The sequence below is a fragment of the Allobosea sp. NPDC055353 genome, assembly GCF_053644975.1.
The window spans coordinates 1,329,532-1,351,996 of sequence record NZ_JBSHMC010000001.1 but is presented as its reverse complement, the minus strand read 5'-3'; the positions used below and the strand labels follow the sequence as shown (position 1 = coordinate 1,351,996).

Sequence of the window (22,465 nt, the reverse complement as noted above, 5' to 3'; positions counted from 1 at the left end):
GCCGCCGCAACCAGTCTTACTTCTTCTTGGCGCCGCCGACCTGCTCGTCCCAGATCCGGAAGGCGATCACCATCTTGTCGGGGTTGAGCGGGGTTTCCATCGGGTTGTCGGCGATGAGCTTCTCGTATTCGGGCCGGCCGAACTCGGCGATGGCCTTCTGGCTGGAGGCCGGCGCCATCGAGAGCGGCACGTCCTTCACCGCCGGACCCGGATAGAAGTAGCCTTCGTCATAGGTGAAGGCCTGCTGCGCGGGGGTCAGCATGTGGCGGATCAGGTCGAGCAGCACGTTGAGCTTCTCGGGCGAGACGCCCTTGGGGATCATCATGTACTGGGCGTCGGTGACCCAGTGGAACCCCTTGAGCGCCTGGATCTTGGCTTCCTTCGGCACGATGCCGAGCACGCGCGGGTTGATGTCCCAGCCGGTGGTCGAGATGATGATGTCGCGCGAGCCGTCGCCGAGCTCCTTCATCGTCTGGCCGGTGCCGGCGGGGTAGTACTCGATGTTCTCGCCGAGCTCCTTGAGATAGGCCCAGGTCTTGTCCCAGCCCTTCTCGGGGTCCTTCGGGTCCTTGTCGCCGAGGAGGTAGGGCAGGCCCATGATCCAGGTGCGGCCGGGGCCGGAATTGGCCGGGCGGCCGTAGAAAAAGCGGTTCTTGTTCTGCTTGGTCCAGGCCAGCAGCTCCTCGGCGGTGGTCGGCACCTGCTTGACGCGCTCGGGCATGTATTCGAGCAGCGGCCCGGAGGGGTAATAGACCATCGCCATGCCCTGGCCCTGGCCAAGATTGTGCATGGCCAGCGCCGGCTTGAGGAAGACATCCTCGGGCTTCGGCAATTCGGCAGCGTGGCTCGGCAGCAGCTCGACCCAGAGCTTCTGCTCGATGCCCGCCGAAAGCACGTCGAGGCCGCCGATGACGAAATCGATGTCGACGCGGCCGGCGTTCTGCTGGGCCTTCAGCTTGGCCGGCAGTTCGGGCGCCGGGGCCTTGGTGAAGACCATCCGCGAGACGGCCTTGGGATTCGCCTTGGCGTAGTTCTCCAGCGGCGTCTGGACCAGGGCGAGCGCCCCGCCGACGTCGATGACGCTGATGGTGAGCGGAGCCGCCGGCAGCTTGAGCTGCTGCGCGAACACGCCCGGCGCATGCGCTGCGACACCGAGCCCGGCAACGCCGCCGATGAAATGACGCCGATTGATGCTGTCGTGAGCCATGATTTCTCCTCCCGATGCGGATGCCCGCTTATGAACCTTATTATGCTGCGCCGATCCGGCCGCCGCGATCCCGTTCCTGCCCCTCGATCCAGGAACTTACCAAGTCGACGAACCTGCCAAGTTGACGCAGCCCCCGGTTGATCAGTATCCTAGTATACTAGTCGTCGAGAGCTTGGCAATGGCCCACCCTGCAACCCGTCATAGCACGGACCAGATCTACAGCGTGCTGCGCACCGACGTGATCAGCGGCGCGCTGAAACCGCGCGAAGCGATGTCGGAGGCGCGGATGGCGCTGCGCTTCGGCGTCAGCCGCACACCCGTGCGCGAGGCGTTCAAGCGGCTGGTCGACGAAGGCTTCCTCGTCGCCGTGCCGCAGGTCGGCACGTTCGTCGCGCCGATCGACCTCGCCGCCGTCCATGACAGCCAGTTCGTGCGCGAGACGCTGGAATGCCGCACCGTCGTGCTGGCAGCGCAGCGCATCGGCGAGGCCGATTGCCGCCGGCTCGCGGCCCAGATCGAGGAACAGGCGGAAGCCGTGCGGCGCGAAGACCGAAGCGAGATCTTCCGCCTCGACGAGGTGTTCCACGCCGAGATTTCCCGCATCGCCGGGCACAGTGCTGTCTGGAGCATGATCGAGGGCGTGAAGGCCCAGATGGACCGGGTGCGCTGCCTCTCCCTGGAAACGCCATCCTGGTCCGAGGTGATCCTGAACGAGCACAGGATCATCGCGGCCTGCGTCATGAAGCACGACGCGAAAGGCGCGGAGGCCGCGATGCGCGCGCATCTGCGCACCGTCTTCGCGACGATCGACACGATCGCGAAAGACCATGCGGACGCCTTCGACGATTCCCGCCTCGCCCACGAAGCCTCCTGACGCCCGCGTCCCCGACCAGCGACATCTCTTGCAAGGATATCACACCATGGAACAATGCTGGCGCTGGTTCGGGCCGGACGATGTCGTGACTCTGGCGCAGGCCCGGCAGGCCGGCGCGACCGGCATCGTCAACGCGCTGCACCAGATCCCCTACGGGGTGGTCTGGAGCGTCGAGGAGATCGAGAAGCGCCAGGCGATCGTGCGCGCCGACAAGAGCCTCGGCCTGGAATGGAAGGTGGTCGAGAGCCTGCCGATCCATGAGAGCGTCAAGATCGGCGAAGGCGATCTCGAACCCATCTTCGAGAACTATCGCCAGTCGATGCGCAACCTCGCCGCCTGTGGCCTCGAGGTGATCTGCTACAATTTCATGCCGGTGCTGGACTGGACCCGCACCGAGCTCGCCCACAAGCTACCGGGCGGCGGCACGGCCTTGCGCTTCAACCTGCACGAATATGTCGCGCTCGATCATTTCATGCTGAAGCGCAAGGGCGCCGACGAGGGCCACTCGGCCGAGGTGATGGACAAGGCGAAGGCCTGGTTCGACAACTCTTCGCAGGCCGATCGCGACCGTTTGCTCTCCAGCGTGATGGCCGGCCTGCCCGGCGCCTTCGACCGCTACGACCTGCCCGGCCTCGCCCGCATTCTCGATCGCTATGCCGGCATGACCCATGACAAGCTGCGGGCCAACCTCAAGCGCTTCCTGGAGGCGATCATCCCGACCGCCGAGGAAGTCGGCATCCGCATGTGCATCCATCCGGACGACCCGCCGCGCTCGCTCTTCGGCCTGCCGCGCATCTGCTCGACCGAAGAAGACATCGCCTACATTCTCGGCTCGGTGGAATCTCCCGCGAACGGGCTGACTTTGTGCTCAGGCTCGCTCGGGGCCAATCCGAAGAACGACGTGCCGCAGGTCGCGCGCCGCTTCGCCGACAAGATCTGGTTCGCGCATCTGCGCAACGTCGCCAAGGACCCGGACGGCTCGTTCATGGAGGCCGAGCATCTCGGCGGCGACACCGACATGGTCGCGCTGGTCGATGCGCTGATGGCCGAGGAGCAGCGCCGCAAGGCCGCCGGCCTTGGCGCCTGGCAGATTCCGATGCGGCCGGACCACGGCCACGAACTGCTCGACGATATCGGCAAGGGCAGCTTCCCGGGCTATCCGGCCGTCGGGCGCCTGCGTGGGCTGGCCGAGCTCCGCGGGGTCATGGCCGCGCTGGCACAGGTCAAGGGCTACGCTGCCTGAAAGCCCGCCTTTGACATGAAAGGCGCGGGATCCCCTCTCCTGTAAGGAGAGGGGTAGGGGTGAGGTGTCAGCCGTTCGACCAGCGAATTGCAGCCTCACCGCTGCGCAGCGACCACCTCACAGAAAAGCGGTGAGCGGCCTACCCCTCACCCTGCCCTCTCCCTTTGGGAGAGGGTTCCCCGCGGTGCCTGAGCCTACCGACAAATGCTTCAATGATCGTGGGAATGGCCTTTGTGGCCATGCGCGGCACCATGGCCGTGGCCATGATCATGGTGACCATGGCCGTGATGGTCGTGGTCATGGCCACAGCCGCAACCCTCGCCATGGGTGTGCTCGTGCTTGTGACCGTGCTCGTGCTTGTGGTCATGCGCATGATCGTGTCCGTGGTGCGCGTGGTCATGCCCATGGCCGTGGTCATGGCCATGATGATCGTGATGGTCGTGGCCATGGTGATGATCGTGCCCGCAGCCGCAATCGTCGCCATGGGCGTGGTGATGTACCTCCGCCTCCGGCTGGAACGGGCGCTCGACCACCGTCATCGAACAGCCCTGCCCGCGCACCAGCTCGCCGAGCGCGGCATCGTTCGGGACGTAGAGGGCGTCAGCCGTCATCTCGGCCGGGACATGATGGCCGCCGAGATGCCAGGCGAGGCGCACCAGCCGCAGCGGGTTCTCGGCGCGGACTTCCAGCAGGCTTTCCGGCGCGGCCTTGATCTGGATGAGGCTGCCGTCTTCCAGCTTCAGCGCGTCGCCATCGTTCAGCGTCGCCGCCTTGTCGAGCGCGATCGCGAATTCCAGCCCGCCCGTCGCGCGGGCGCTGACGCCATTGATCGTGCGGTCGCGATGGCCCAAGGGCAACGTATCGACGACGCGCTCGGCTTTGACGGCGGCCTTGCGAAGGATGGAGGTGGCGCGGAGCATCGTTGGCGATCCCATGGCTTGAGGCTAAGGCGCCACGCGCCCGAGCCCGGATCGCAGCTTAGTAGCACAAACCGGCGGCCGTGCTACCAAGCCTGGATGTCGCGGAGGTGCTCAGCGCGGCAGCGCCTTGACCTCGGTGTCGAATTTCTTGAGCAGGCGCGAACGCTCGGCCGGCGAGCCCCAACGCGGGGTGTCGTAGTCGATCAGCTTCATCTCCGAGAATTTCGGCGCGTCCGGCGAGAGCAGCGAGTTCTTGTTCGACGGGATCGAGTTGATCTTCAGCTTCGCATTGATGTTCTGGGCATCGGGCGAGAGCGTGAAATCGACGAACTTGCGCGCAGCTTCCGGATTCTTGCCGCCCTTGATGATCGAGACCGAGCCGGTTTCGTAGCCGGTGCCCTCGCAGGGAGCGACCGTCTCGATCGGCGCTCCCTGCAGCTTCTGCGTCAGCATGTCGTGGATGAAGGCGATGCCGACCGCCGTCTCGCCGAGCGCCGCCGCCTTGACCGGGGCGATGCCGGACTTGGTGTACTGGCTGATGTTCTTGTGCAGGGCCTTGAGGTATTCGAAGCCCTTCTCCTCGCCGAGGCGCTGCACCGTCGTCGCCAGGAAAACATAGGCCGTGCCGGAGGAGCTTGGATCGGCGATCTGGACCTCGTCGCGCAGCTTGGGATCGAGCAGGTCGGCCCAGCATTTCGGCGCGGCGATGCCCTTCTTCTTCAGCACCTCGGTGTTGTAGCCGACGCCGAGCGCGCCGAGATAGATGCCGTTGGTGCGGAATTTCGACTGCTCGGCATGGCGCTGCGCCCAGTCGTGCAATTCCGGCAGCTTCGGTGACTTGTACTCGTCGAGCAGGCCTTCATCGGCCGCCTGGAGATGCGGCTCGCCCGGCCCGCCCCACCAGACGTCGCCGCGCGGGTTGCTCGCCTCGGCCTTGACCTGGGCATAGACCTCGCCGGTGCTCTTGCGGACCATCGCGACCTTGATGCCGGTCGCCTTCTCGAACATCGCCGCGCCCTCGCGGCACTGCTCCTCGAGGATCGAGCAATAGACCGTGACCTGCCCCTGGGAGAAGGCCGGGGCCGTAAAAGCCAGACCGGCGAACAGCACGCCCACAGGCGCAAAACGCGAAGCAACCATGGTGATCCTCCCGATCGGATTCGTTTGCCGACGAAATGACCGGCGGGAGGATGGGGAGTCAAGCGAAGCGCGCTAGGCCTCGCCTTCCGGCTTGTCGGGGGAGGAGGCCGCGACCGCCTCGGCCGGCTTCGCCCGCTTCTTCTTGGCCGCCGGCTTCTTGCGCCGCTTCGGCCTCGCCTTCGGCAATTGCGTTTCCTGCAGCATTTCGAGCTGGACCTGCTGGATCTCGGCGAGGCGCTGCCATTGCCGGGTGACGAGATGATCCATCTTCTCGTGCAGATGCCGGATTTCGAGCTCGGCCTTGAGATTGACCTGATAATCGTTGAGCGAACGCAGCCGATCCTTCGATTCCTGCCGCTTCTGGCTCATCATGATGATCGGCGCCTGCACCGCCGCGATGCAGGACAGCACCAGATTGAGCAGGATGAAGGGATAGGGATCGAAGGCCTTGGTGTCCCCCATCAGGCCGTTGATCGCCATCCAGACGACGAGCACGAACCCGAAGCTGATCAGGAAGGCCCAGGAGCCGCCAAAGCTCGCGAGATTGTCGGAGAAGCGCTCGCCCAGCGTGCGGTGTTCCTCGAAATCATCCTCGGTGTTCTCCGCGATGGTCTCCTGCCGGGCAATGCTTTCAGCGACCTCGCGGTCGAGATCGGAGTACTCGCCGTGCTCCTCGCGCAGGATCTCCTCGACATAGCGGGTGCGGTAGCGCGCGAGCTCCTTCAGGCTGATCAGTGCATGATCGGGCATGTCGGGGAAATCGGCGCGGATATGGTCGGCGAGCGCCGGGCGCAGCGTGCCGACCTCGACGAGGTTCCGGCGCGCCATCTCCTGGCCGCTGATGGCGCAGATTCCGCGCTTCTTGCTGGCCGCGCCGGCGAGGCTCGCCGGATCAGCCAGGGTCGCGAGGGCACCCGACGGCGCCTCCACGACCTGATCGTCATCCTGTTCCTGTGTCATTCCCTGCCCGTCATCGCGTCTTGAGCCTTCAGCAGATTGCACCTGATCCCCGCGCCGATACCAGCACCCGAAAAAGCCGCGGCGATGGCAGCCACGGCCAGAAACAGCTTGCCCGGCGAGGCGGCTGCCTCTCCGGGCTCATGATCGTCGCGGGGGCTGGAAGAGCCCTCTTCAGGCGGGGCTTCAGCCCTTCAGCTTCCCGTCCTTGCCGGTCTCGTCAGAATCCTCGCCATCCTCTTCGGATTCGTCGGCTTCCTCTTCCTCCTCGCCCTCGTCTTCATCCTCTTCCTCGCCCTCTTCGTCGAGGTCGAGATATTCGTAGCCGAAGACGATCTCGCCGGTTTCCGGATCGAAGGCGCTGGCCGAGGAATCCTCGAAGGCCTCGATCAGCAATTCGGCATCCTCGGCCCCGTCGACATCGAAGCGGCGCACGGCCTCCTCCCCATCGGCCCGGAGAACGAGCTCAATCGACCAACCCTTCCCCGTGGTGTCGTAGATGCATTTCAGACCCTGGATCGCCAGCATGATGCTCTCTCCTGAGATCGACCGATGCGCGGCAGCGCGCGCCGGGTCAGATGCCCGATGCGCGTGACGGCTGCGCGACGCTGGAGAAAAGAGGGAAGAGAGCGGCGAAACAGTTAGACGTCGGCCTGCGCGAGGAAGCGCTCGACCTCGTCACGGCGCGGGGCACCGCTGCGGCCGCCGAAGCGGGTGCATTTGATCGCGGCGGCCGCCGAGGCGAAGCGGATCGCCGCCGGCTCATCCTGCCCTTCGGCCAATGCGAGCGCGAAGGCGCCGTGCCAGACATCGCCGGCACCGAGCGTATCCACCGTTTCGACGACGAAAGCCGGGCTGTGCCGGACCTCGCCGCCCTCGAGGAAGAGCACGCCGTCCTTGCCGAGCGTGACCGCAAGCCAGGTCGGGACGCCGGCCGCCACCTTGCTCAGGCCGGCGCGCGGGTCCTCCTCGCCCGAAATCTCGCGCAAGGCCTGTTGGCTGAAGGCGACATGGCTCGCCGTGCCCACGAGATCAGGATGCGGCGGCTTGCGGTCGCCGTCGAGGACGCCGGGCGCGCCGGCGGCACGAGCGAGCTTCAGGGCGGCAAGCGCCCCCTCGCCCCAGCGCGTATCGGCGAGCACGGCGCCGGCTCCCTTTGGAAGCCCGGCAGGCAGCCAGGCGACATCCTCCGGCATGGCCGGGTCGGAATAGGAGATCACCATGCGCTCGCCTTCGGCATCGACCAGAATGGCCGAGACGGGCGAGCGCAGTCCGGCGACACGGCGGGCGAAGCCGGCATCGACGCCTTCCGCTTCGAGATCGGCGACGATCTGGTCGCCAGTCAGGTCATCGGCGAGGCGCGTCGCCAGCCAGCAGGCGCCGCCGAGGCGGGCGATCGCGACCGAGGCATTGCCGGCGCAGCCGCCACCGACGACGGCGAGCCCGCGCGAACGGTATTTCTCGCCGCGGGTCGGCATGGTCTCGACGCTGTAGACATAGTCCAGCGTCGCGATGCCCAAGCAGAAGACGCCGGCCAAGGCCTACCAGTTCCCAGTGTTCTGCATGCTAGCCCACGGCTCGGCCGGGGCCTTCGGATCACCCTTTTGCAGCAGCTCGATCGAGATGTTGTCGGGCGAGCGGATGAAGGCCATGTTGCCGTCGCGCGGCGGGCGGTTGATGGTGATGCCGGCCTTCATCAGCTTGTCGCAGGTCGCGTAGATGTCGTCGACCTCATAGGCGAGATGGCCGAAATTGCGGCCGCCAGTGTAGTTCTCCGGGTCCCAGTTATAGGTCAGCTCCAGCGTCGGGCTGCCGCGCGAAGCACCGGCCTTCGCTCCCGCGAGGTCATCGGAGGCTGCGAGGAAGACCAGCGTGAAGCGGCCCTTCTCGTTCTCGATGCGCCGGGTTTCGACCAGCCCGAACTTGTTGACGTAGAAATCCAGCGCCTGATCCAGATCGGTCACGCGCACCATGGTGTGGAGATATCGCATCGTCTTTCCTCGTTGATGGGCGGCAGGGTTGATCCGTTTCCTAAATCAGGCAAGAGCATCGGCACTTCAGACCAACTCGCCAAGCCATCCGAACAGGACGCGCCATGACGACAACGCAAGACGGGCCGGAAACGGCACCGGCCGTGCGCGCCACGCCCGCCCAGATCGCGCAGATCAAGCAGCGCGCCGCCATCCTCTCGGTGATGGCGACGATCCTGCTGACGGCGGCGAAGATCGTCGGCGCCATCATCTCCGGCTCGCTCGCCCTGCTGACCGATGCCCTACAGGGCCTGGTCGATGTCGGCTCGACGCTGTTCACCTGGTTTGCGGTCCGCGCCTCCGACAAGCCGGCCGATGACGAGCATCATTACGGGCATGGCAAGGTCGAGGCGCTCGCCGCGCTGGTCGAGACCGCGATCCTGTTCACGCTCGCCGGTGCGATCCTCTGGGAGGCCGGCAACCGGCTCTGGACCAATGTCATCGCGCATGTCGAGGTGACGCCGCTCGTGATCGGCGTGCTCGTGCTGTCGATGATCGTCGACGCGATCCGCTGGCGCTCGCTGACCAAGGTCGCCAGGGAGACCGGCAGCGAGGCGCTCGCGGCCGAAGCCACGCATTTCTCGGCGGATTTCGTCGGCTCGACGCTGGTGCTCGTCGGCCTCATCGGCGTCTGGTACGGCATCGAGCGGGCCGACACCGCCGCCGCCTTCGCGATCGCGGCCTATACCGCCTTCTCGGCCTATCGCCTTGCCCGGCGCGTGCTCGACACACTAATGGACACGGCGCCTGAAGGCGTCAGCGAGAAGCTGCGCGAGGTCGCTCGCGGCGCGCCCGGCGTCGTCGGCGTCAACTGGCTGCGCGTGCGCCCGGCCGGAGGACGCGTCCATGGCGAGATCGGCATCAGCGTCTCGCGCACCCTGCCGCTCGACCGGGTGGTGGCGATCAAGGCCCAGCTCGGCGAGGCCTTGCTGAAGGTCGAGCCCGACGCCGAGATCACGATCACCGCCGATCCGGTGCAGGTCGACGACGAGACAGCGCTGGAGCGCGTGCTGCTGATTGCGCTCAAGCTCAAGATTCCGGTGCATCACGTCACCGTCCACTCGATCGGCGACAAGCTCTCCGTCAGCCTCGACATGGAAGTCGACCAAAGCCTGCCGCTCGGCGAAGCCCATGAGATCGCGACCCGGCTCGAAAGCGCGATCCGGGCCGAATTCGGTGGCGAGACCGAGGTCGAGACCCATATAGAGCCGATGGAGACCGGCCAGCCCTCTGGCCATAACGCCGCCTGGGAAACGGTCGAGGATATCGGCAAGGCGCTCGCCGGCGAAGCCGCGAAGCTCACCGGGCCAATCCACGACATCCACAGCGTGCGCGTGCGCCAGACGGCCAAGGGGCTGGTGGTCAACTACCATTGCCGGGTCGATCCCGCCCTCGACGTCGCCGCCGTGCACGCGGCGGTCGATGCGATCGAGCGCGCGGTCCGGATCGCACGGCCGCAGGTCTGCCGGCTGGTGAGCCATGCGGAGCCGGCGGTTCCGGCGGGCTGAGATTTCCTAATCTCTGTCCACAGGCACAAGTCGACGGCAGCGCGACACACTCTTCCAGAAAGCTCGGACAGCGCGGGAACCCCCTCTCCTGTAAGGAGAGGGGTAGGGGTGAGGTGTAGGCCCCTGGACCAGTTTCGGGCGCCCTCCCCCCGCAGCGATCAGGTCACGGCCAAAGCGTCCAACGGCCGCCCCCTCACCCTGCCCTCTCCCTCCGGGAGAAGGTTCCCCGCGTGATCTGGAGCTGCCTCCCATCACGGAATGCTGCCCTGTTTCCCTCCCGCGCCGGCATGCTCTAGAACCGCACCCTGACTCTCGCCATCAGGGATTCCATGCGTACCGACGACGCTCCGCTGATCCGCCTCGAGGATTACCACCCATCCGACTGGCTGATCGACACCGTCGATCTCGACGTCTCGCTGCATCCGCAGAAAACGCGGGTGCGCGCCTTGCTGTCCCTGCGGCCCAATCCGAATGGGCAGCCCGGCGCGCCGCTCAAGCTCGACGGTGACGAGCTCGTGCTGAAGTCGCTGGCCATCGACGGCAAACCGCTCGACGTGTCTGCCTACACGGTAACGCCGCAGGCGCTGGCGATCCTGAACCCGCCGCCGCATGACTTCACGCTGACGATCGAGACCGAGCTCGACCCCTCCGCCAATACCAAGCTGATGGGGCTCTACCGCTCGTCGAAGGTCTATTGCACGCAGTGCGAGGCGGACGGCTTCCGTCGCATCACCTATTTCCTCGACCGGCCGGACGTGATGAGCGTCTACACCGTCAGGCTCGAGGCGGCGAAGGCGGAAGCGCCGGTCCTGCTCTCCAACGGCAATCTCGTTGCGGCGGCCGAACTGCCTGGCGGCGACCGGCATTTCGCCGTCTGGCACGATCCGCATCCCAAGCCGGCCTATCTCTTCGCGCTGGTGGGCGGAGCGCTCGACCATGTCCGGCAGGATTACGTCACTGCCGACGGCCACAAGGTCGAGCTTGCCGTCTATGTCGAGCCCGGCAAGGCCGATCGTGCCGGCTGGGCGCTGGATTCGCTGGTGCGCTGCATGCGCTGGGACGAGCAGGTCTTCGGCCGCAACTACGATCTCGACGTGTTCAACGTCGTTGCCGTGTCGGATTTCAATATGGGGGCGATGGAGAACAAGGGCCTCAACATCTTCAACGACAAATACGTCCTCGCCGATCCGCAGACCGCGACCGATGGCGACTACGCCTCGATCGAGGCGATCATCGCGCACGAGTATTTCCACAACTGGACCGGCAACCGCATCACCTGCCGCGACTGGTTCCAGCTCTGCCTGAAGGAAGGCCTCACCGTCTTCCGCGATCAGGAGTTCTCCGCTGACGAGCGCTCGCGCCCGGTGAAGCGCATCGCCGATGTTCGCACCCTGCGCTCGACTCAGTTCTCGGAGGATGCCGGCCCCCTCGCCCACCCGGTCCGGCCGCGCGCCTACAAGGAAATCAACAACTTCTACACGCCGACGGTCTATGAGAAGGGCGCGGAGGTCATCCGCATGCTCAAGGTCCTGATCGGCGACGACGCCTTCAAGCGCGGCATGGATCTCTATTTCGAGCGCTGCGACGGCACCGCCGCGACGATCGAGGAATTCCTCGCCTGCTTCGCCGAGAGCTCGGGCAGAGATCTCAACCATTTCGCGCGCTGGTATGAGCAGGCGGGCACGCCGACCATCGTCGCCTCCGGACGCTACGACGCGGCTGCGAAGCGCTACACGCTCGACCTGGCGCAGAGCACGCCGCCGACACCCGGCCAGGCCGAGAAGCTTCCCGTCGTGCTGCCGATCAAGCTCGGTCTCGTCGGCCCGAAGGGCGACCTGCCTCTGAAGACGGCCTCGAACGCCTATACCGGCGACGGGCTCGTCGTGCTCGACCAGCCGTCCCTGTCGGTCACCTTCGAGAACGTTGCGGAAGCGCCGATCCCCTCGCTGATGCGCGGCTTTTCGGCACCTGCGCGGCTCGATCTCGATTTGTCGGATGCGGACCTGCTGCGGCTGTTCTCGGCCGACAGCGATTCCTTCAATCGCTGGCAATCGCTTCAGAGCGTCGCGACGCGCGTGCTCGTTGCTGCCGGCAAGCCCGGCGCCGATGCGGATGTGCTGGCAGCAACCGCCGGCAAGCTCGGCGAAGCACTGCGTGGCTTCCTCAAGGCGGACGGGCTGTCCGACCCGGCCTTCGCGGCGCAGGTGCTGCGCCTGCCCGCGCCGGCCGATATCGCTCGTGAGATCGGCGGGGATGTCGACCCCGATGCGATCTTCGCCGCCCATCGCAAATTGTCGACCGCGATCGGCACCGCCCTGCTCGGCGAATTGCCGGGGCTCCGCGGGGCTCTGGCGTCAAGCGGCGCCTATCGCCCCGATGCGGCCTCGGCGGGGCGGCGGGCGCTGCGCAACGAGCTGCTCGGGCTGGCGGCGTTAGCTTCCCCGGCCGGTGCTGCCGACCTCTGCGAGGAGCAGTTCACTGAGGGCGACAATCTGACCGATCGCCTCGCCGCGCTCGCGGCAATGACGCTTATCTCCGGCGAGCGCCGGGAGTCTCTGATCGCGCGTTTCGCCGAGGCCTATGCGGGCGAGCCGCTGGTGCTCGACAAATGGCTGATGGCGCAGGCGCTGATCGCCGAGCCCGGCACGCTGGAGCGCGTCAAGACGCTGATGCAGCACCCGGCCTTCTCGCTCGGCAATCCCAACCGGGTGCGGGCGCTGATCGGCGGCTTCGCGGCGAACCTGACCCAGTTCAACCGGGCGGACGGCGCGGGCTATGATTTCGTTGCCGATATCGTCGTCGCACTCGACAAGACCAACCCGCAAGTGGCGTCCCGGCTGCTCGGCTCGTTCAAGAGCTGGCGCATGCTGGAGCCCGGCCGCAAGCGCCTCGCCCAGGAGGCATTGAGCACCGTCTCACGCCTGCCGAACCTGTCGCGGGACGTCGCCGACATCGCCGAAAGAGCGCTCGCCTGAGCGCTCTCCGGGATGGTTAACGCCGACCTGTCCAAAAGATTAACGTTTCATTACCCGCGCAGGATTCATCGGCATAAGCACTGCAACCTAAAGGAGAATTCGACACTCCTGACTCAACTCAGGGCTAGACAAACCGAGGCGTCCGGATTCAACTGACAGTGATTCGCGGGGATGCGGCACGTCTCCCGATCTTACTGACGGTAAAGTTCCGAAGGGGGACCGGGCATGTCGCGTGCAAACGCGGGCTGCGCACCTGTGCGCGCCGATACGATTCTGGGTGTAGCGCGCTCGCTGACGCACCCTCTGTATCATCGCTTCGAAAGCTTCGAACCTGCCTTTCGCACCGCAATCCCTGCGTTTGTCGGACTTTTCCTCATCATTCTCGGCGCCGGCGCGCTGATCCAGACCTCGGCCATGCGCGATGACGCCCTCGTCGACGCGGCCGGCGACATGGACCTGGTCTCGGCGCTGGTCGCCCGCGAGCTCGACGCCGCCACGCTGGCGGGCAAGGAGCCCGCCGCCGCCCTCGCAGCCCTGACAGCCCGCCACCTCGCGGCCCATGGCCGCTTCGTCCATGTCAGCGGCGCCGATGGCCGCGTGATCGCCAGCGAGCCGGTGATCGGCCAGACACAGCGCACGCTCGTCGACTTCCTCGGCCAGACCCAGCCTCTCACCGTCTTCGGCGACCGCGCCGGCGTGATGCGCATAACTCTGCCCAACGGCGCCGACGCCTTCGCCAGCGTGCGCAACCTCGCCGCCCCGCTCGGACAGGTCGCGGTGCTGCAGCCGGTCTCGCGGGCGCTCTCGACCTGGCAGATCCGCCGCTCGGGCCTGATCATCCTGTTCGGCTCCGCCGGGCTCATCCTCGGCGTCACTACGCTCGCCTTCATGCTCCAGTCGAAGCGGGCGAGCGCTGCCGACCAGGATTGCGATTGCGTGCGCGAGCGCATCGACACCGCGCTGAACCGCGGCCATTGCGGCCTGTGGGACTGGGACCTTGCGCGGGGCCGCATCTACTGGTCGGATTCCATGTATGCCCTGCTCGGCTATGACCGCACCGGCGAATACATGTCCTTCGGCGAGGTCTCGAGCTTCATCAACCAGGACGATGTCGACCTCTATGCGCTCGCCGACGCGATCAGCCGCGGCGAGGCCGACCATCTCGACCGCGAGTTCCGCGTCCGCTCCGCCACCGGCGAATGGATCTGGCTCAAGGCCCGCGCCGAGCTGGTCATCGACCGCCGCACCCGCGCGCGCCATCTCGTCGGCATCGTCGTCGACATCTCCGAGCAGCGCCGCATGGCCGAGCGCACCGCCACCTCCGATGCCCGTCTGCGCGACGCCGTCGAGGCGATCTCGGAAGCCTTCGTGCTGTGGGATGCCGATAACCGCCTCGTGCTCTGCAACGCCAAATACCAGCAGCTTCACCAGCTCCCCGCCGACGCCCTGCAATCCGGCGCCTCCTACGACGAGATCATGGAGCTCTCGGCCCAGCCGCAGATCGACCGCGAGCCGATGCGGGTGCAACGCGGCATGGCCGGTGCCTCCTACGAGGCCCGCCTCTCGGATGGCCGCTGGCTGCAGATCAACGGCCGCCGCACCAAGGATGGCGGCTCGGTCTCGGTCGGCACCGACATCACCAAGCTGAAGCAGCAGGAAGAGCGGCTGACCCAGTCCGAGCACCAGCTCCTGATGCATGTCACCGATCTCAAGGCCTCGCGCCAGAAGCTCGAAGCCCAGGCCCAGCAGCTCGCCGATCTCGCCGAGCGCTATCTCGAGCAGAAGGCTTCAGCCGAAAGCGCCAACCGCGCCAAGTCCGAATTCCTCGCCAATATGAGCCACGAGCTGCGCACGCCGCTCAACGCCATCATCGGTTTCTCCGAGATCATGGAGAACGGCCTGTTCGGCCCGCTCGGCGAGAAATACACCGACTATGTCCGCGATATCCGCACCAGCGGCGGCTATCTCCTCAGCATCATCGACGACATCCTCGACATGTCCCGCATCGAATCCGGCAGGCTGCGGCTGGAGAAGACCGAGATCGCGCTCGGCCCGGTGCTCGACCAGGCCTTGCAGAAGGTCCAGCCGGAGGTGGAGCGCAAGCAGCTCGTGCTCGCCATCGAAGGCCCGCTCGACACCCATCTCGAAGCCGACCCGCACGCGCTCTACCAGATCCTCGGCAACCTCCTCGACAACGCCGCCAAGTTCACGCCGGAAGGCGGGCGGATCGCGGTCCGCACCCGCCATGTCCCCGGCGCGCTCAACATCTTCATCGAGGATACCGGCATCGGCATCCCCAAGGAGAAGATCGACCGCGTCGGCCGCCCGTTCGAGCAGGTCGAGGGCGATCTGGTGCGCAGCTACAAAGGTTCGGGGCTGGGCCTCGCCATCGCCCGCTCGCTCGTCGAGCTGCATGGCGGCTCGCTCCGCTTACGCTCGGCGATCGGCGCCGGCACCATCGTCATGATCCACCTGCCGCTCGACGGCGGCGCCGACCGCATCACCGCGCAGGCAGCTTGAGCGTCAGCCAGCCTTCGCCTTCGACAGCACGCGGGTGAAGATCGCCCTCACCGCTCCGCGGACCTCGTCCAGCTCCGCCTTCATGACCTTCGCATCGGGCCGGCCGACGGCCGTCGCGATCCTCCTGAGCACCCGGGGCGGCACGGCCTTGGGATCGAAGGCCTCCTCGACGGTGAAACGCTGCCAGAGCTGGACGTCGCCGATCAGGCGATGCGCTTCAAGCAGAACAGAGGCATCCCCGTCTGCGAGCAGGCCGGCCGTCTTGGCCGCCGCGAAGACCGAGGCCGTGTCGTTGACGATCAGGCCCGGATGGTCGCTGGCATAAGCGAGCAGCAGGAACTGGGCGAGGAAGTCGAGATCGGTGATGCCACCGGCCGCGAGCTTCAGGTCCCAGGGGTCCTTCTCGCCCTTCTCCCTGGCGATCAGCGCGCGCATCTCGGCAACGGCCGCCGCGACCTTGGCCGGCTCGCGCTTGCGCGACAGGATGGCGCGGATCGAGGCCTCCACCCGCTTCGCCAGTCCGGCATCGCCCGCGACGACGCGGGCACGGGTCAGCGCCATCTCCTCCCAGATTTCGGCTTCGCCGGCGTGATAGGCCTCGAAGCCGGCGAACTGGGTCGCGGCCGGGCTCTTGTTGCCGGTCGGGCGCAGGCGCATGTCGACCTGATAGAGCGTGCCGCGCCGCGTCGGCACCGTCAGCGCCGCGACGAGGCGCTGGGTAAAACGGACATGCCAGGTAACGGGATCGAGGCTGCGAGCACCGTCGCTCGAGCCCGCCTCTTCCGGCCGGTCGTAGAGCAGGATCAGGTCGAGATCGGATGAGGGCGTGAGCTCGCCTGCGCCGAGCCGGCCAAGGCCGAGCACCACCGTCTCCGCCCCTTCGATCACGCCATGGTCTTCCGCGAAGGATCGGCGGGTGTCGGCAAAAGCGACCCGCAGGCAGGCCTCGGCGACAGCGCAATAGGCTTGCCCCGCCCCTTGCGCCGGATAGACGCCGGAGAGCAAGCGGGCTCCGACCAGGAAATTCTCCTGCCGGGCCGCGTCGCGCAGGCGGTCGAGCCCGTCCTCGACGCTCGGCGGCGGGGAGCCGACATAATTGCGGATGCGCCGCTCCAGCGCTTCGACATCGAGCACCGCCTGCCCGAAGGCCGGGTCGATAACGCCGTCGAGCACATGCGGGTGCAAGGCCGCGACCTTGGCGAGGCGCGGCGCACTGCCGAGGATTTCGGCGAAGAGCGTCAGCAGGGAATCATGCGAGCGCAGCAGCGTCAGCAGTTCGATCGCCGCCGGCATGCGGACGAAGGCGTTGTCGAGATGGGCGAGCGCGCCGTCTGGGTCGGCAGTACGGCCGAGCGCGACCAGCAGGGCCGGCGTCAACTCCGTCAGCACCTCGCGGGCGCGGGCGCTGGTGACGGCCGCCCGGCGGCCAAAATGCCAGCCGCGCACCGTTTCCGCGGCGAGCGCGCCATCGCGGAAGCCGAGCTTGCCCAGCGTCTCGATGGTCTCGGGATCGGCCTCCGAACCGGTGAAGCTCAGCGTTCCGGCTTCGGAAGCCAGGCTCGGCCCTTCCTCGAACAGCAGGGCGTAATGCCCTTCGACGCACTTCGCATGCGCGGTCAACGCCTTGCCGAAGGCAGCGGTCGAGGGATAGCCGCAGAAGCGGGCGAAGGCTTCGAGATCGCCCGCCGCCTTGGGCAGGGTCTGCGTCTGCTCGTCGGCCTGCATCTGCAGGCGGTGCTCGATCGTGCGCAGCCAGCGATAGGATTCCGACAGTTCGTCGCGGGCCTGCGGCGTGATCCAGCCTTCGGTCGTCAGTTCGCCGAGCATCTCCAGGGTGCGCGGGCCGCGCAGGGCCGGGCGGCGGCCGCCGAAGACGAGCTGCTGGGTCTGGACGAAGAACTCGATCTCGCGGATGCCGCCGCGGCCGAGCTTCACATTGTGGCCGGCGACGGCGATGGTCTCGTGGCCCTTCACCGTCTGAATCTGGCGCTTCATCGCATGGATGTCGGCGATGGTGGCGAAGTCGAAATATTTGCGCCAGATGAAGGGCGAAAGATCCTTGAGGAAGCGCCGGCCGAGCTCGATATCCCCGGCGATCGGCCGCGCCTTGATCATGGCGGCGCGTTCCCAGTTCTGCCCCACCGTCTCGTAATAGGAATAGGCCGAGGGCAACGAGACCGCGACATGGGTCGAGGCGGGATCAGGCCGCAGGCGCAGGTCGACGCGGAAGACATAGCCGTCCGGCGTGCGCTCCTGGATGATGCGCGCGATCTGCTGGGTCAGCTTGACGAAGAAGCTGGTGGGCTCGGCAACGCCGGCCGCTTCAGCGGCCTCGGGATCGAAGAAGACGACGATGTCGATGTCCGAGGAATAGTTCAGCTCACCGGCGCCGTGCTTGCCCAGCGCCAGCACGACAAGGCCGGAACCGGGGCCGGGATCGGCTGGGTCGGCAAGGTCGATCCGGCCGAGATCGGCGGCCTGGCGCAGAACGTGGTCGGTGGCGAGGCGTGCCGCCATGTCGGCGGTTTGCGTCAGCGCGCCCGTCACCGTCTCGACATCCCAGGCGCCGCCGATATCGGCGAGCGCGATCAGCAGTGCCATGGCGCGGCGGAAGCGGCGCAGTTCGCGCATCAGGTCGGCGGTTTCGCAGCCCGCCACGCCAAAGGCCGCGATGTCGCTCAGCAGCGCATCACGGCGCGTCTCCGGCGCCTCCGTCAGGCTGGCGAGCAGCCCGGCCGGGTCGAAGCGCATGATCTGTGCCAGAAAGGGCGAATGCGCGAGGATGCCGGCAACGAGCGCTGCGCTCAGCGGATGCGCGGCGAGATGCGCCTTGAGCGCCTCGGCGGCGTCCTCGTCATGCAGCCGCTCGATCAGCTCGCGCTTCAGCAGCGCCTCGGCCCTGGCCTTCGCCGGCAGGACCGGCGCAGCCTCGAGCCTGTCACAGAGCCGTTCCGCCATGGTTCATCGTCCTGCTTCAGTGGCTCGGCACGCCAGCAGGGTTTGGCGCCGCTGTCGAGGCGGCAGGCTCGGCGAGAGCCGGCGTGTCCACAGGCTTGGGGCTGCCGACGGGCAGGAGGATGACGACGCGCAGGCCCGGAGCATTGTCCTCCAGCATGAGGCTGCCGCCATGCAGGCGCACCACACCGGCCACCAGCGACAGGCCAAGCCCGAAACCCGGCTTGCTGCGGCTGGTATCGAGCCGGACAAAGCGGTCGAAGACGCGGCCGCGATCGGCCTCCGCGATACCCCGCCCGCGATCGGCCACCGAGAGCTCGACCTGGTCGCCGCTCTGCCGCGCCGCGACCATCACGGTGCCGTCGCCGCCCTGCTCCGGCGCTCCGTATTTCAAGGCGTTATCGATCAGGTTGTTCAAGGCCTGCCCGATCAGTTCGCGATTGCCGTGGACTTTCAGGCCAGGGGCGACATCGCTGGCTAGCGACAGGCCGGCTTCCTCGGCCAGCGGCTCGTAGAGTTCGGCGAGGCCGGAGACGATCTCGGAAATGTCGAGCTCGCCCATGTTGTCGCTGACGCGACCGGCCTCCAGCCGCGCGATCATCAGGAGCGCATTGAAGACGCGGATCAGGTTGTCCGCCTCCTCGATCGAGCCATCGAGCGCCGCCCGCAATTCATCAGGTGATTTCGCCGTCCGCAGCGCCTCCTCCGCCCGGTTGCGCAGGCGCGTCAGCGGCGTCTTGAGGTCATGGGCGATATTGTCGGTGACCTGCTGCATGCTGGCCATCAATTCACCGATGCGGTCGAGCATGGCGTTGAGGTTGAGCGCCAGCCGGTCGAGTTCGTCGCCGGTGCCGGTGATGGCGAGCCGACCTTTCAGGTCGCCCTCCATGATGCCATGCGCGGTTTCGCTCATGCCGTCGATGCGCTTGAGCACGCGCCGCGCCACGAACCAACTGGCGAAGCAGCCAAGCATGAGGACCAGGGCCAGCGACCAGCCTGCGGCGCGGCGGATGACGATGCCGAGCCGATCGCGCTCCTCGAGGTCGCGGCCGACGAGCAGGCGGAATCCGGCCGGCAGCATGAACACGCGCACCAGCGCGCGGCTCGGCTGGTCGACCGTCTCGCTGGAGCGGGCATATTCGATCTCGCTCTCGCCGGTGCGATCGAGCGTGCCGGGCGGGATCGCCTCGACATTGCCGGCGATGCGCTCTCCCACCGGCGTGGTGACGAGGTAGAGCGAGGCGCCCGGCGCCCGCGAACGGCGCTCGACGATGTTGACGATCCGGCGAATTCCGCCCTGGCGCTGCTGCTCGGCTAGGCCCTGGATCTCGGCATCGATGGTCGAGCGGATCTGGTCGTCGAGCAGGCGCTTGGCGTTCCAGGCGACATAGCCGAGGACGAAGGCGGCAAAGAGCGCGAAGATGACCAGATAGGCCGCGGTCAGCTTGAAGGCGGTCGTGCGGAACAGCGTGGGCAGGAAGCGCTGGCGCTTGTGCGAGGGGGCGTCAGCGGGCGCTGTCACGGACCATGTACCCCGCGCCGCGGATGGTGTGGATCATCGGCAGCTCGAAGCCCTTGTCGACCTTGGCGCGCAGGCGGCTGACATGCACGTCGATGACATTGGTCTGGGGATCGAAATGATAATCCCAGACGTTCTCCAGCAGCATGGTGCGGGTCACGACCTGCCCGGCATGCTTCATCAGATATTCGAGCAGGCGGAACTCGCGCGGCTGCAGGACAATCTCCTGCCCTTCGCGGGTGACGCGATGGGCAAGCCGGTCGAGCACCAGCTCGCCGACACGATAGGTCGTGGGCTCGGAGGCAGGCGCACCACGGCGGCGGGCCAGAACCTCGACGCGGGCAAGCAGCTCGGAGAAGGCATAGGGCTTGGGCAGGTAGTCGTCGCCTCCGGCCCGCAGGCCCTTCACCCGATCGTCGACCTGGGCGAGCGCGGAGAGGATCAGGGCGGGCGTATCGTCCTTCTGCTCGCGCAGGGAGCGGATCAACGAGAGCCCGTCGAGGCGCGGCAGCATGCGGTCGATGACGAGCACGTCGTAGCCGCCGCCCTCGGCCATGGCATAGCCTTCCAGTCCGTCCGCGGCATGGTCGGCGACATGGCCGACTTCGCGGAAAGCCTTGGTCAGATAGGCCGCAGCCTCGGCATCATCTTCGACGATCAGGAGTCGCATAGACCAACCCTATCTCAAGAAACGCGAAAACGGCAGGCCGGAGGATACGCATCCGGCCTGCCGCCGCGACGGCAAAGTCCCTAGGCTGGGGCGACAGGGAACCGAGGGACCTGCCAGCACTTGCATCGGACCGAAAAGTGGAAACCACTTTTCGGAGAGTTCCGATGCGCCCCGGATCAGGCCGCCGGCTGGCGGCCGACCTCGAAGGTCACGTCACGCGACTTGCCTTCGCGGAAGACGGTGATCGTGGTCTTGGTGCCCGGCGCGAAGGTCGCGATCTTGCGGGAGAGCTCGCGAGCGTCCTTGATCGCGTCGCCATTGACGGCGGTGATGGTGTCACCGCGACGGATGCCGGCCTTGGCGGCGGGGCCATTGCCCTGCGCCTCGGCGACGAGCGCACCCTTGGCGTCCTTCAGGCCGATGGCATCGGCCATCTCGCTGGTCACGGGCTGGATCTGCACGCCGATGAAGCCGCGCGCCACCGTGCCGTCCTTCTTCAGCGATTCGACCACCTGCTTGACGGTGGAGGCCGGGATCGCGAAGGCGATGCCGACATTGCCGCCGGAGGGCGAGAAGATCGCGGTATTGACGCCGACGACCTCACCCTTCTGGTTGAAGGTCGGGCCGCCCGAATTGCCGCGGTTGATCGGCGCGTCGATCTGGATGAAATCGTCATAGGGACCCGAGCCGATGTCGCGGCCCTGGGCAGAGACGATGCCGGCCGTGACCGTGCCGCCAAGGCCGAAGGGGTTGCCGATCGCCAGCACCCAGTCACCGATGCGCGCCTTGCCGTCGGCAAGCTGCACGAAGGGGAAGTCGCCGGCATCCTTGACCTTGAGCAGGGCAAGATCGGTACGCGGATCGGTGCCGACCACCTTGGCATCCAGCGTCTTGCCGGAATCGGTGACGAGCTGGACCTCGACAGCGTTCTCGACGACGTGGTTGTTGGTCACGACATAGCCGTCCTGGCTGACGAAGAAGCCCGAGCCCTGGGCCATGCCCTGGCGCGGCTGCGGCCGGTTCGGACGGGCGCCCTCGCCATGCTCGCGGAAGAAGCGGCGCAGCTGCGGCGGCAGGTCGTCGAGATTCTGCTCGTCGTCGGCGGAAGCGGTCTGCGTCTTGACGCGAACCGAGACGACGGCCGGCTTCACCTTCTCGACGAGGTCGGCGAAGGAGGGCAGCGCCGTCTGCGCGCCCGAGAGCTGGATCGGCTGCGCGATGGCATTGTGGTTCTGCATCAGGGCGCTGTCGGCGATGCCGGCGGCGAGGCCGATGCCGAGAATGGCGGTGCCGGCGAGAAGGGCACCGCGCTTCAGGATGGACTTGCGATTTTCAGTGTGTGTCGTCATGGCGGGAACCTCGTGAAGCGACAGGGTGCTTTCCCCTGCTCGTGACGAGGACCATGAGGTCTGCCGCCTTACGCGGCTTTGGCCTGAAGATGACGATTTCGTAAGGTTGCCCGGCTGACCGCGCCTTACCCCTGCTCGTCCCGCAGCAGCTTGTCGACGCGATTGCGCTCCTCGTCCGTCAGGGGCGCCGGCATGGCGTTTTCCTCGCCGGCGCGCTGCCGGCCCCGACGCCAGACGAAGGCGGCGCCGGCCAGGAAAATCAGGAAAGGCGCGCCCCAGAGCAGCAGCGTATGCGCGTTGAATGGCGGGCGCAGCAGGACGAAATCGCCGTAGCGGGCGACGACGAAATCGACGACCGCCTTGTCGTCGTCGCCGGCAACGAGACGCTCCCTGACGAGGATGCGCAGGTCGCGGGCCAGAGGCGCGTCGGAATCGTCGATCGACTGGTTCTGGCAAACGAGGCAGCGCAGTCCGCCGGAGATGCTGCGCGCCCGCTGCTCCAGCGCCGCGTTGGGCAGGATCTCGTCGGGCTGCACGGCCTGGGCCACCGGCGCGACCAGAAGCATCAGGCCGAGGATGAGAGCAATTCGCCGCATCG

The 22,465-nt window shown here is 66.9% G+C and carries 17 protein-coding genes; 5 read left to right on the top strand and 12 right to left on the bottom strand.

Going from position 1 to position 22,465, the window contains the following annotated elements; all coding sequences use genetic code 11:
• Positions 1-16 precede the first annotated feature (16 nt).
• Positions 17-1,207, bottom strand: coding sequence for an extracellular solute-binding protein (locus tag ACWIEX_RS06225; protein WP_454032223.1), 1,191 nt, complete (start codon positions 1,205-1,207; stop codon positions 17-19).
• A gap of 178 nt (positions 1,208-1,385) precedes the next feature.
• Here ACWIEX_RS06225 and ACWIEX_RS06220 point away from each other — a divergent pair, with 178 nt between their 5' ends.
• Positions 1,386-2,081 carry a GntR family transcriptional regulator gene (locus ACWIEX_RS06220; RefSeq protein WP_454032222.1) on the top strand — a complete coding sequence of 232 codons (696 nt, stop codon included), beginning with the start codon at positions 1,386-1,388 and terminating at the stop codon, positions 2,079-2,081.
• 46 nt (positions 2,082-2,127) lie between these two features.
• Entirely contained in the window at positions 2,128-3,324 is a 1,197-nt protein-coding gene (gene uxuA, locus ACWIEX_RS06215) for a mannonate dehydratase (protein WP_454032221.1), read from the top strand.
• A 209-nt stretch (positions 3,325-3,533) separates the two neighbouring features.
• Here the strand turns inward: uxuA and ACWIEX_RS06210 are convergent, their stop codons facing one another.
• From ACWIEX_RS06210 to ACWIEX_RS06185, 6 genes are all read right to left on the bottom strand, one after another.
• Positions 3,534-4,244, bottom strand: a complete 711-nt coding sequence (locus ACWIEX_RS06210; RefSeq protein WP_454032220.1) for an urease accessory protein UreE — start codon at positions 4,242-4,244, stop codon at positions 3,534-3,536.
• Positions 4,245-4,355: 111 nt separating this feature from the next.
• Complete coding sequence (locus ACWIEX_RS06205) at positions 4,356-5,384, bottom strand: ABC transporter substrate-binding protein (protein WP_454032219.1); 1,029 nt, start codon at positions 5,382-5,384, stop codon at positions 4,356-4,358.
• 72 nt (positions 5,385-5,456) lie between these two features.
• A complete protein-coding gene (locus ACWIEX_RS06200; RefSeq protein WP_454032218.1) occupies positions 5,457-6,344 on the bottom strand; it encodes a DUF1003 domain-containing protein in 888 nt (295 codons plus the stop codon).
• Between the two features lie 183 nt (positions 6,345-6,527).
• A complete protein-coding gene (locus ACWIEX_RS06195; protein WP_454032217.1) occupies positions 6,528-6,869 on the bottom strand; it encodes a hypothetical protein in 342 nt (113 codons plus the stop codon).
• Between the two features lie 113 nt (positions 6,870-6,982).
• Positions 6,983-7,879, bottom strand: coding sequence for a PfkB family carbohydrate kinase (locus tag ACWIEX_RS06190; protein ID WP_454032216.1), 897 nt, complete (start codon positions 7,877-7,879; stop codon positions 6,983-6,985).
• Between the two features lie 3 nt (positions 7,880-7,882).
• Positions 7,883-8,332, bottom strand: coding sequence for a VOC family protein (locus tag ACWIEX_RS06185; RefSeq protein ID WP_454032215.1), 450 nt, complete (start codon positions 8,330-8,332; stop codon positions 7,883-7,885).
• 104 nt (positions 8,333-8,436) lie between these two features.
• Between ACWIEX_RS06185 and ACWIEX_RS06180 the strand changes: the two genes are divergently transcribed.
• From ACWIEX_RS06180 to ACWIEX_RS06170, 3 genes are all read left to right on the top strand, one after another.
• Complete coding sequence (locus ACWIEX_RS06180) at positions 8,437-9,879, top strand: cation-efflux pump (RefSeq protein WP_454032214.1); 1,443 nt, start codon at positions 8,437-8,439, stop codon at positions 9,877-9,879.
• Positions 9,880-10,208: 329 nt separating this feature from the next.
• The gene (pepN, locus tag ACWIEX_RS06175; protein ID WP_454032213.1) at positions 10,209-12,854 is read left to right on the top strand and encodes an aminopeptidase N; all 2,646 of its coding nucleotides are present in this window, start codon (positions 10,209-10,211) and stop codon (positions 12,852-12,854) included.
• A 414-nt stretch (positions 12,855-13,268) separates the two neighbouring features.
• Complete coding sequence (locus ACWIEX_RS06170; protein WP_454032212.1) at positions 13,269-15,374, top strand: PAS domain-containing sensor histidine kinase; 2,106 nt, start codon at positions 13,269-13,271, stop codon at positions 15,372-15,374.
• Positions 15,375-15,377: 3 nt separating this feature from the next.
• On the opposite strand, the gene ACWIEX_RS06165 is transcribed toward ACWIEX_RS06170, so the two are convergent.
• From ACWIEX_RS06165 to ACWIEX_RS06145, 5 genes are all read right to left on the bottom strand, one after another.
• Positions 15,378-18,332, bottom strand: a complete 2,955-nt coding sequence (locus tag ACWIEX_RS06165; RefSeq protein ID WP_454032211.1) for a bifunctional [glutamine synthetase] adenylyltransferase/[glutamine synthetase]-adenylyl-L-tyrosine phosphorylase — start codon at positions 18,330-18,332, stop codon at positions 15,378-15,380.
• A gap of 16 nt (positions 18,333-18,348) precedes the next feature.
• Positions 18,349-19,851: a HAMP domain-containing sensor histidine kinase gene (locus ACWIEX_RS06160; RefSeq protein WP_454032210.1), complete on the bottom strand. Its 1,503-nt coding sequence runs from the start codon at positions 19,849-19,851 to the stop codon at positions 18,349-18,351.
• On the bottom strand, positions 19,835-20,518 hold the full coding sequence (locus tag ACWIEX_RS06155) for a winged helix-turn-helix domain-containing protein (RefSeq protein ID WP_454032209.1): 684 nt from the start codon (positions 20,516-20,518) through the stop codon (positions 19,835-19,837). The genes ACWIEX_RS06160 and ACWIEX_RS06155 overlap by 17 nt, the downstream gene beginning before the upstream one ends.
• 176 nt (positions 20,519-20,694) lie before the next feature.
• A complete protein-coding gene (locus ACWIEX_RS06150) occupies positions 20,695-21,867 on the bottom strand; it encodes a Do family serine endopeptidase (RefSeq protein ID WP_454032208.1) in 1,173 nt (390 codons plus the stop codon).
• Between the two features lie 125 nt (positions 21,868-21,992).
• Complete coding sequence (locus ACWIEX_RS06145) at positions 21,993-22,463, bottom strand: cytochrome c-type biogenesis protein (protein WP_454032207.1); 471 nt, start codon at positions 22,461-22,463, stop codon at positions 21,993-21,995.
• Positions 22,464-22,465 lie beyond the last annotated feature (2 nt).

Coding starts and splice junctions, on each gene's coding strand:
- pepN (WP_454032213.1), top strand. CDS start 10,209: ATGCGTACCGACGACGCTCCGCTGATCCGCCTCGAGGATTACCACCCA.
- uxuA (WP_454032221.1), top strand. CDS start 2,128: ATGGAACAATGCTGGCGCTGGTTCGGGCCGGACGATGTCGTGACTCTG.
- ACWIEX_RS06195 (WP_454032217.1), bottom strand. CDS start 6,869: ATGCTGGCGATCCAGGGTCTGAAATGCATCTACGACACCACGGGGAAG.
- ACWIEX_RS06165 (WP_454032211.1), bottom strand. CDS start 18,332: ATGGCGGAACGGCTCTGTGACAGGCTCGAGGCTGCGCCGGTCCTGCCG.
- ACWIEX_RS06185 (WP_454032215.1), bottom strand. CDS start 8,332: ATGCGATATCTCCACACCATGGTGCGCGTGACCGATCTGGATCAGGCG.
- ACWIEX_RS06205 (WP_454032219.1), bottom strand. CDS start 5,384: ATGGTTGCTTCGCGTTTTGCGCCTGTGGGCGTGCTGTTCGCCGGTCTG.
- ACWIEX_RS06155 (WP_454032209.1), bottom strand. CDS start 20,518: ATGCGACTCCTGATCGTCGAAGATGATGCCGAGGCTGCGGCCTATCTG.
- ACWIEX_RS06170 (WP_454032212.1), top strand. CDS start 13,269: ATGCGCGATGACGCCCTCGTCGACGCGGCCGGCGACATGGACCTGGTC.
- ACWIEX_RS06150 (WP_454032208.1), bottom strand. CDS start 21,867: ATGACGACACACACTGAAAATCGCAAGTCCATCCTGAAGCGCGGTGCC.
- ACWIEX_RS06200 (WP_454032218.1), bottom strand. CDS start 6,344: ATGACACAGGAACAGGATGACGATCAGGTCGTGGAGGCGCCGTCGGGT.
- ACWIEX_RS06210 (WP_454032220.1), bottom strand. CDS start 4,244: ATGCTCCGCGCCACCTCCATCCTTCGCAAGGCCGCCGTCAAAGCCGAG.
- ACWIEX_RS06180 (WP_454032214.1), top strand. CDS start 8,437: ATGACGACAACGCAAGACGGGCCGGAAACGGCACCGGCCGTGCGCGCC.
- ACWIEX_RS06225 (WP_454032223.1), bottom strand. CDS start 1,207: ATGGCTCACGACAGCATCAATCGGCGTCATTTCATCGGCGGCGTTGCC.
- ACWIEX_RS06145 (WP_454032207.1), bottom strand. CDS start 22,463: ATGCGGCGAATTGCTCTCATCCTCGGCCTGATGCTTCTGGTCGCGCCG.
- ACWIEX_RS06220 (WP_454032222.1), top strand. CDS start 1,386: ATGGCCCACCCTGCAACCCGTCATAGCACGGACCAGATCTACAGCGTG.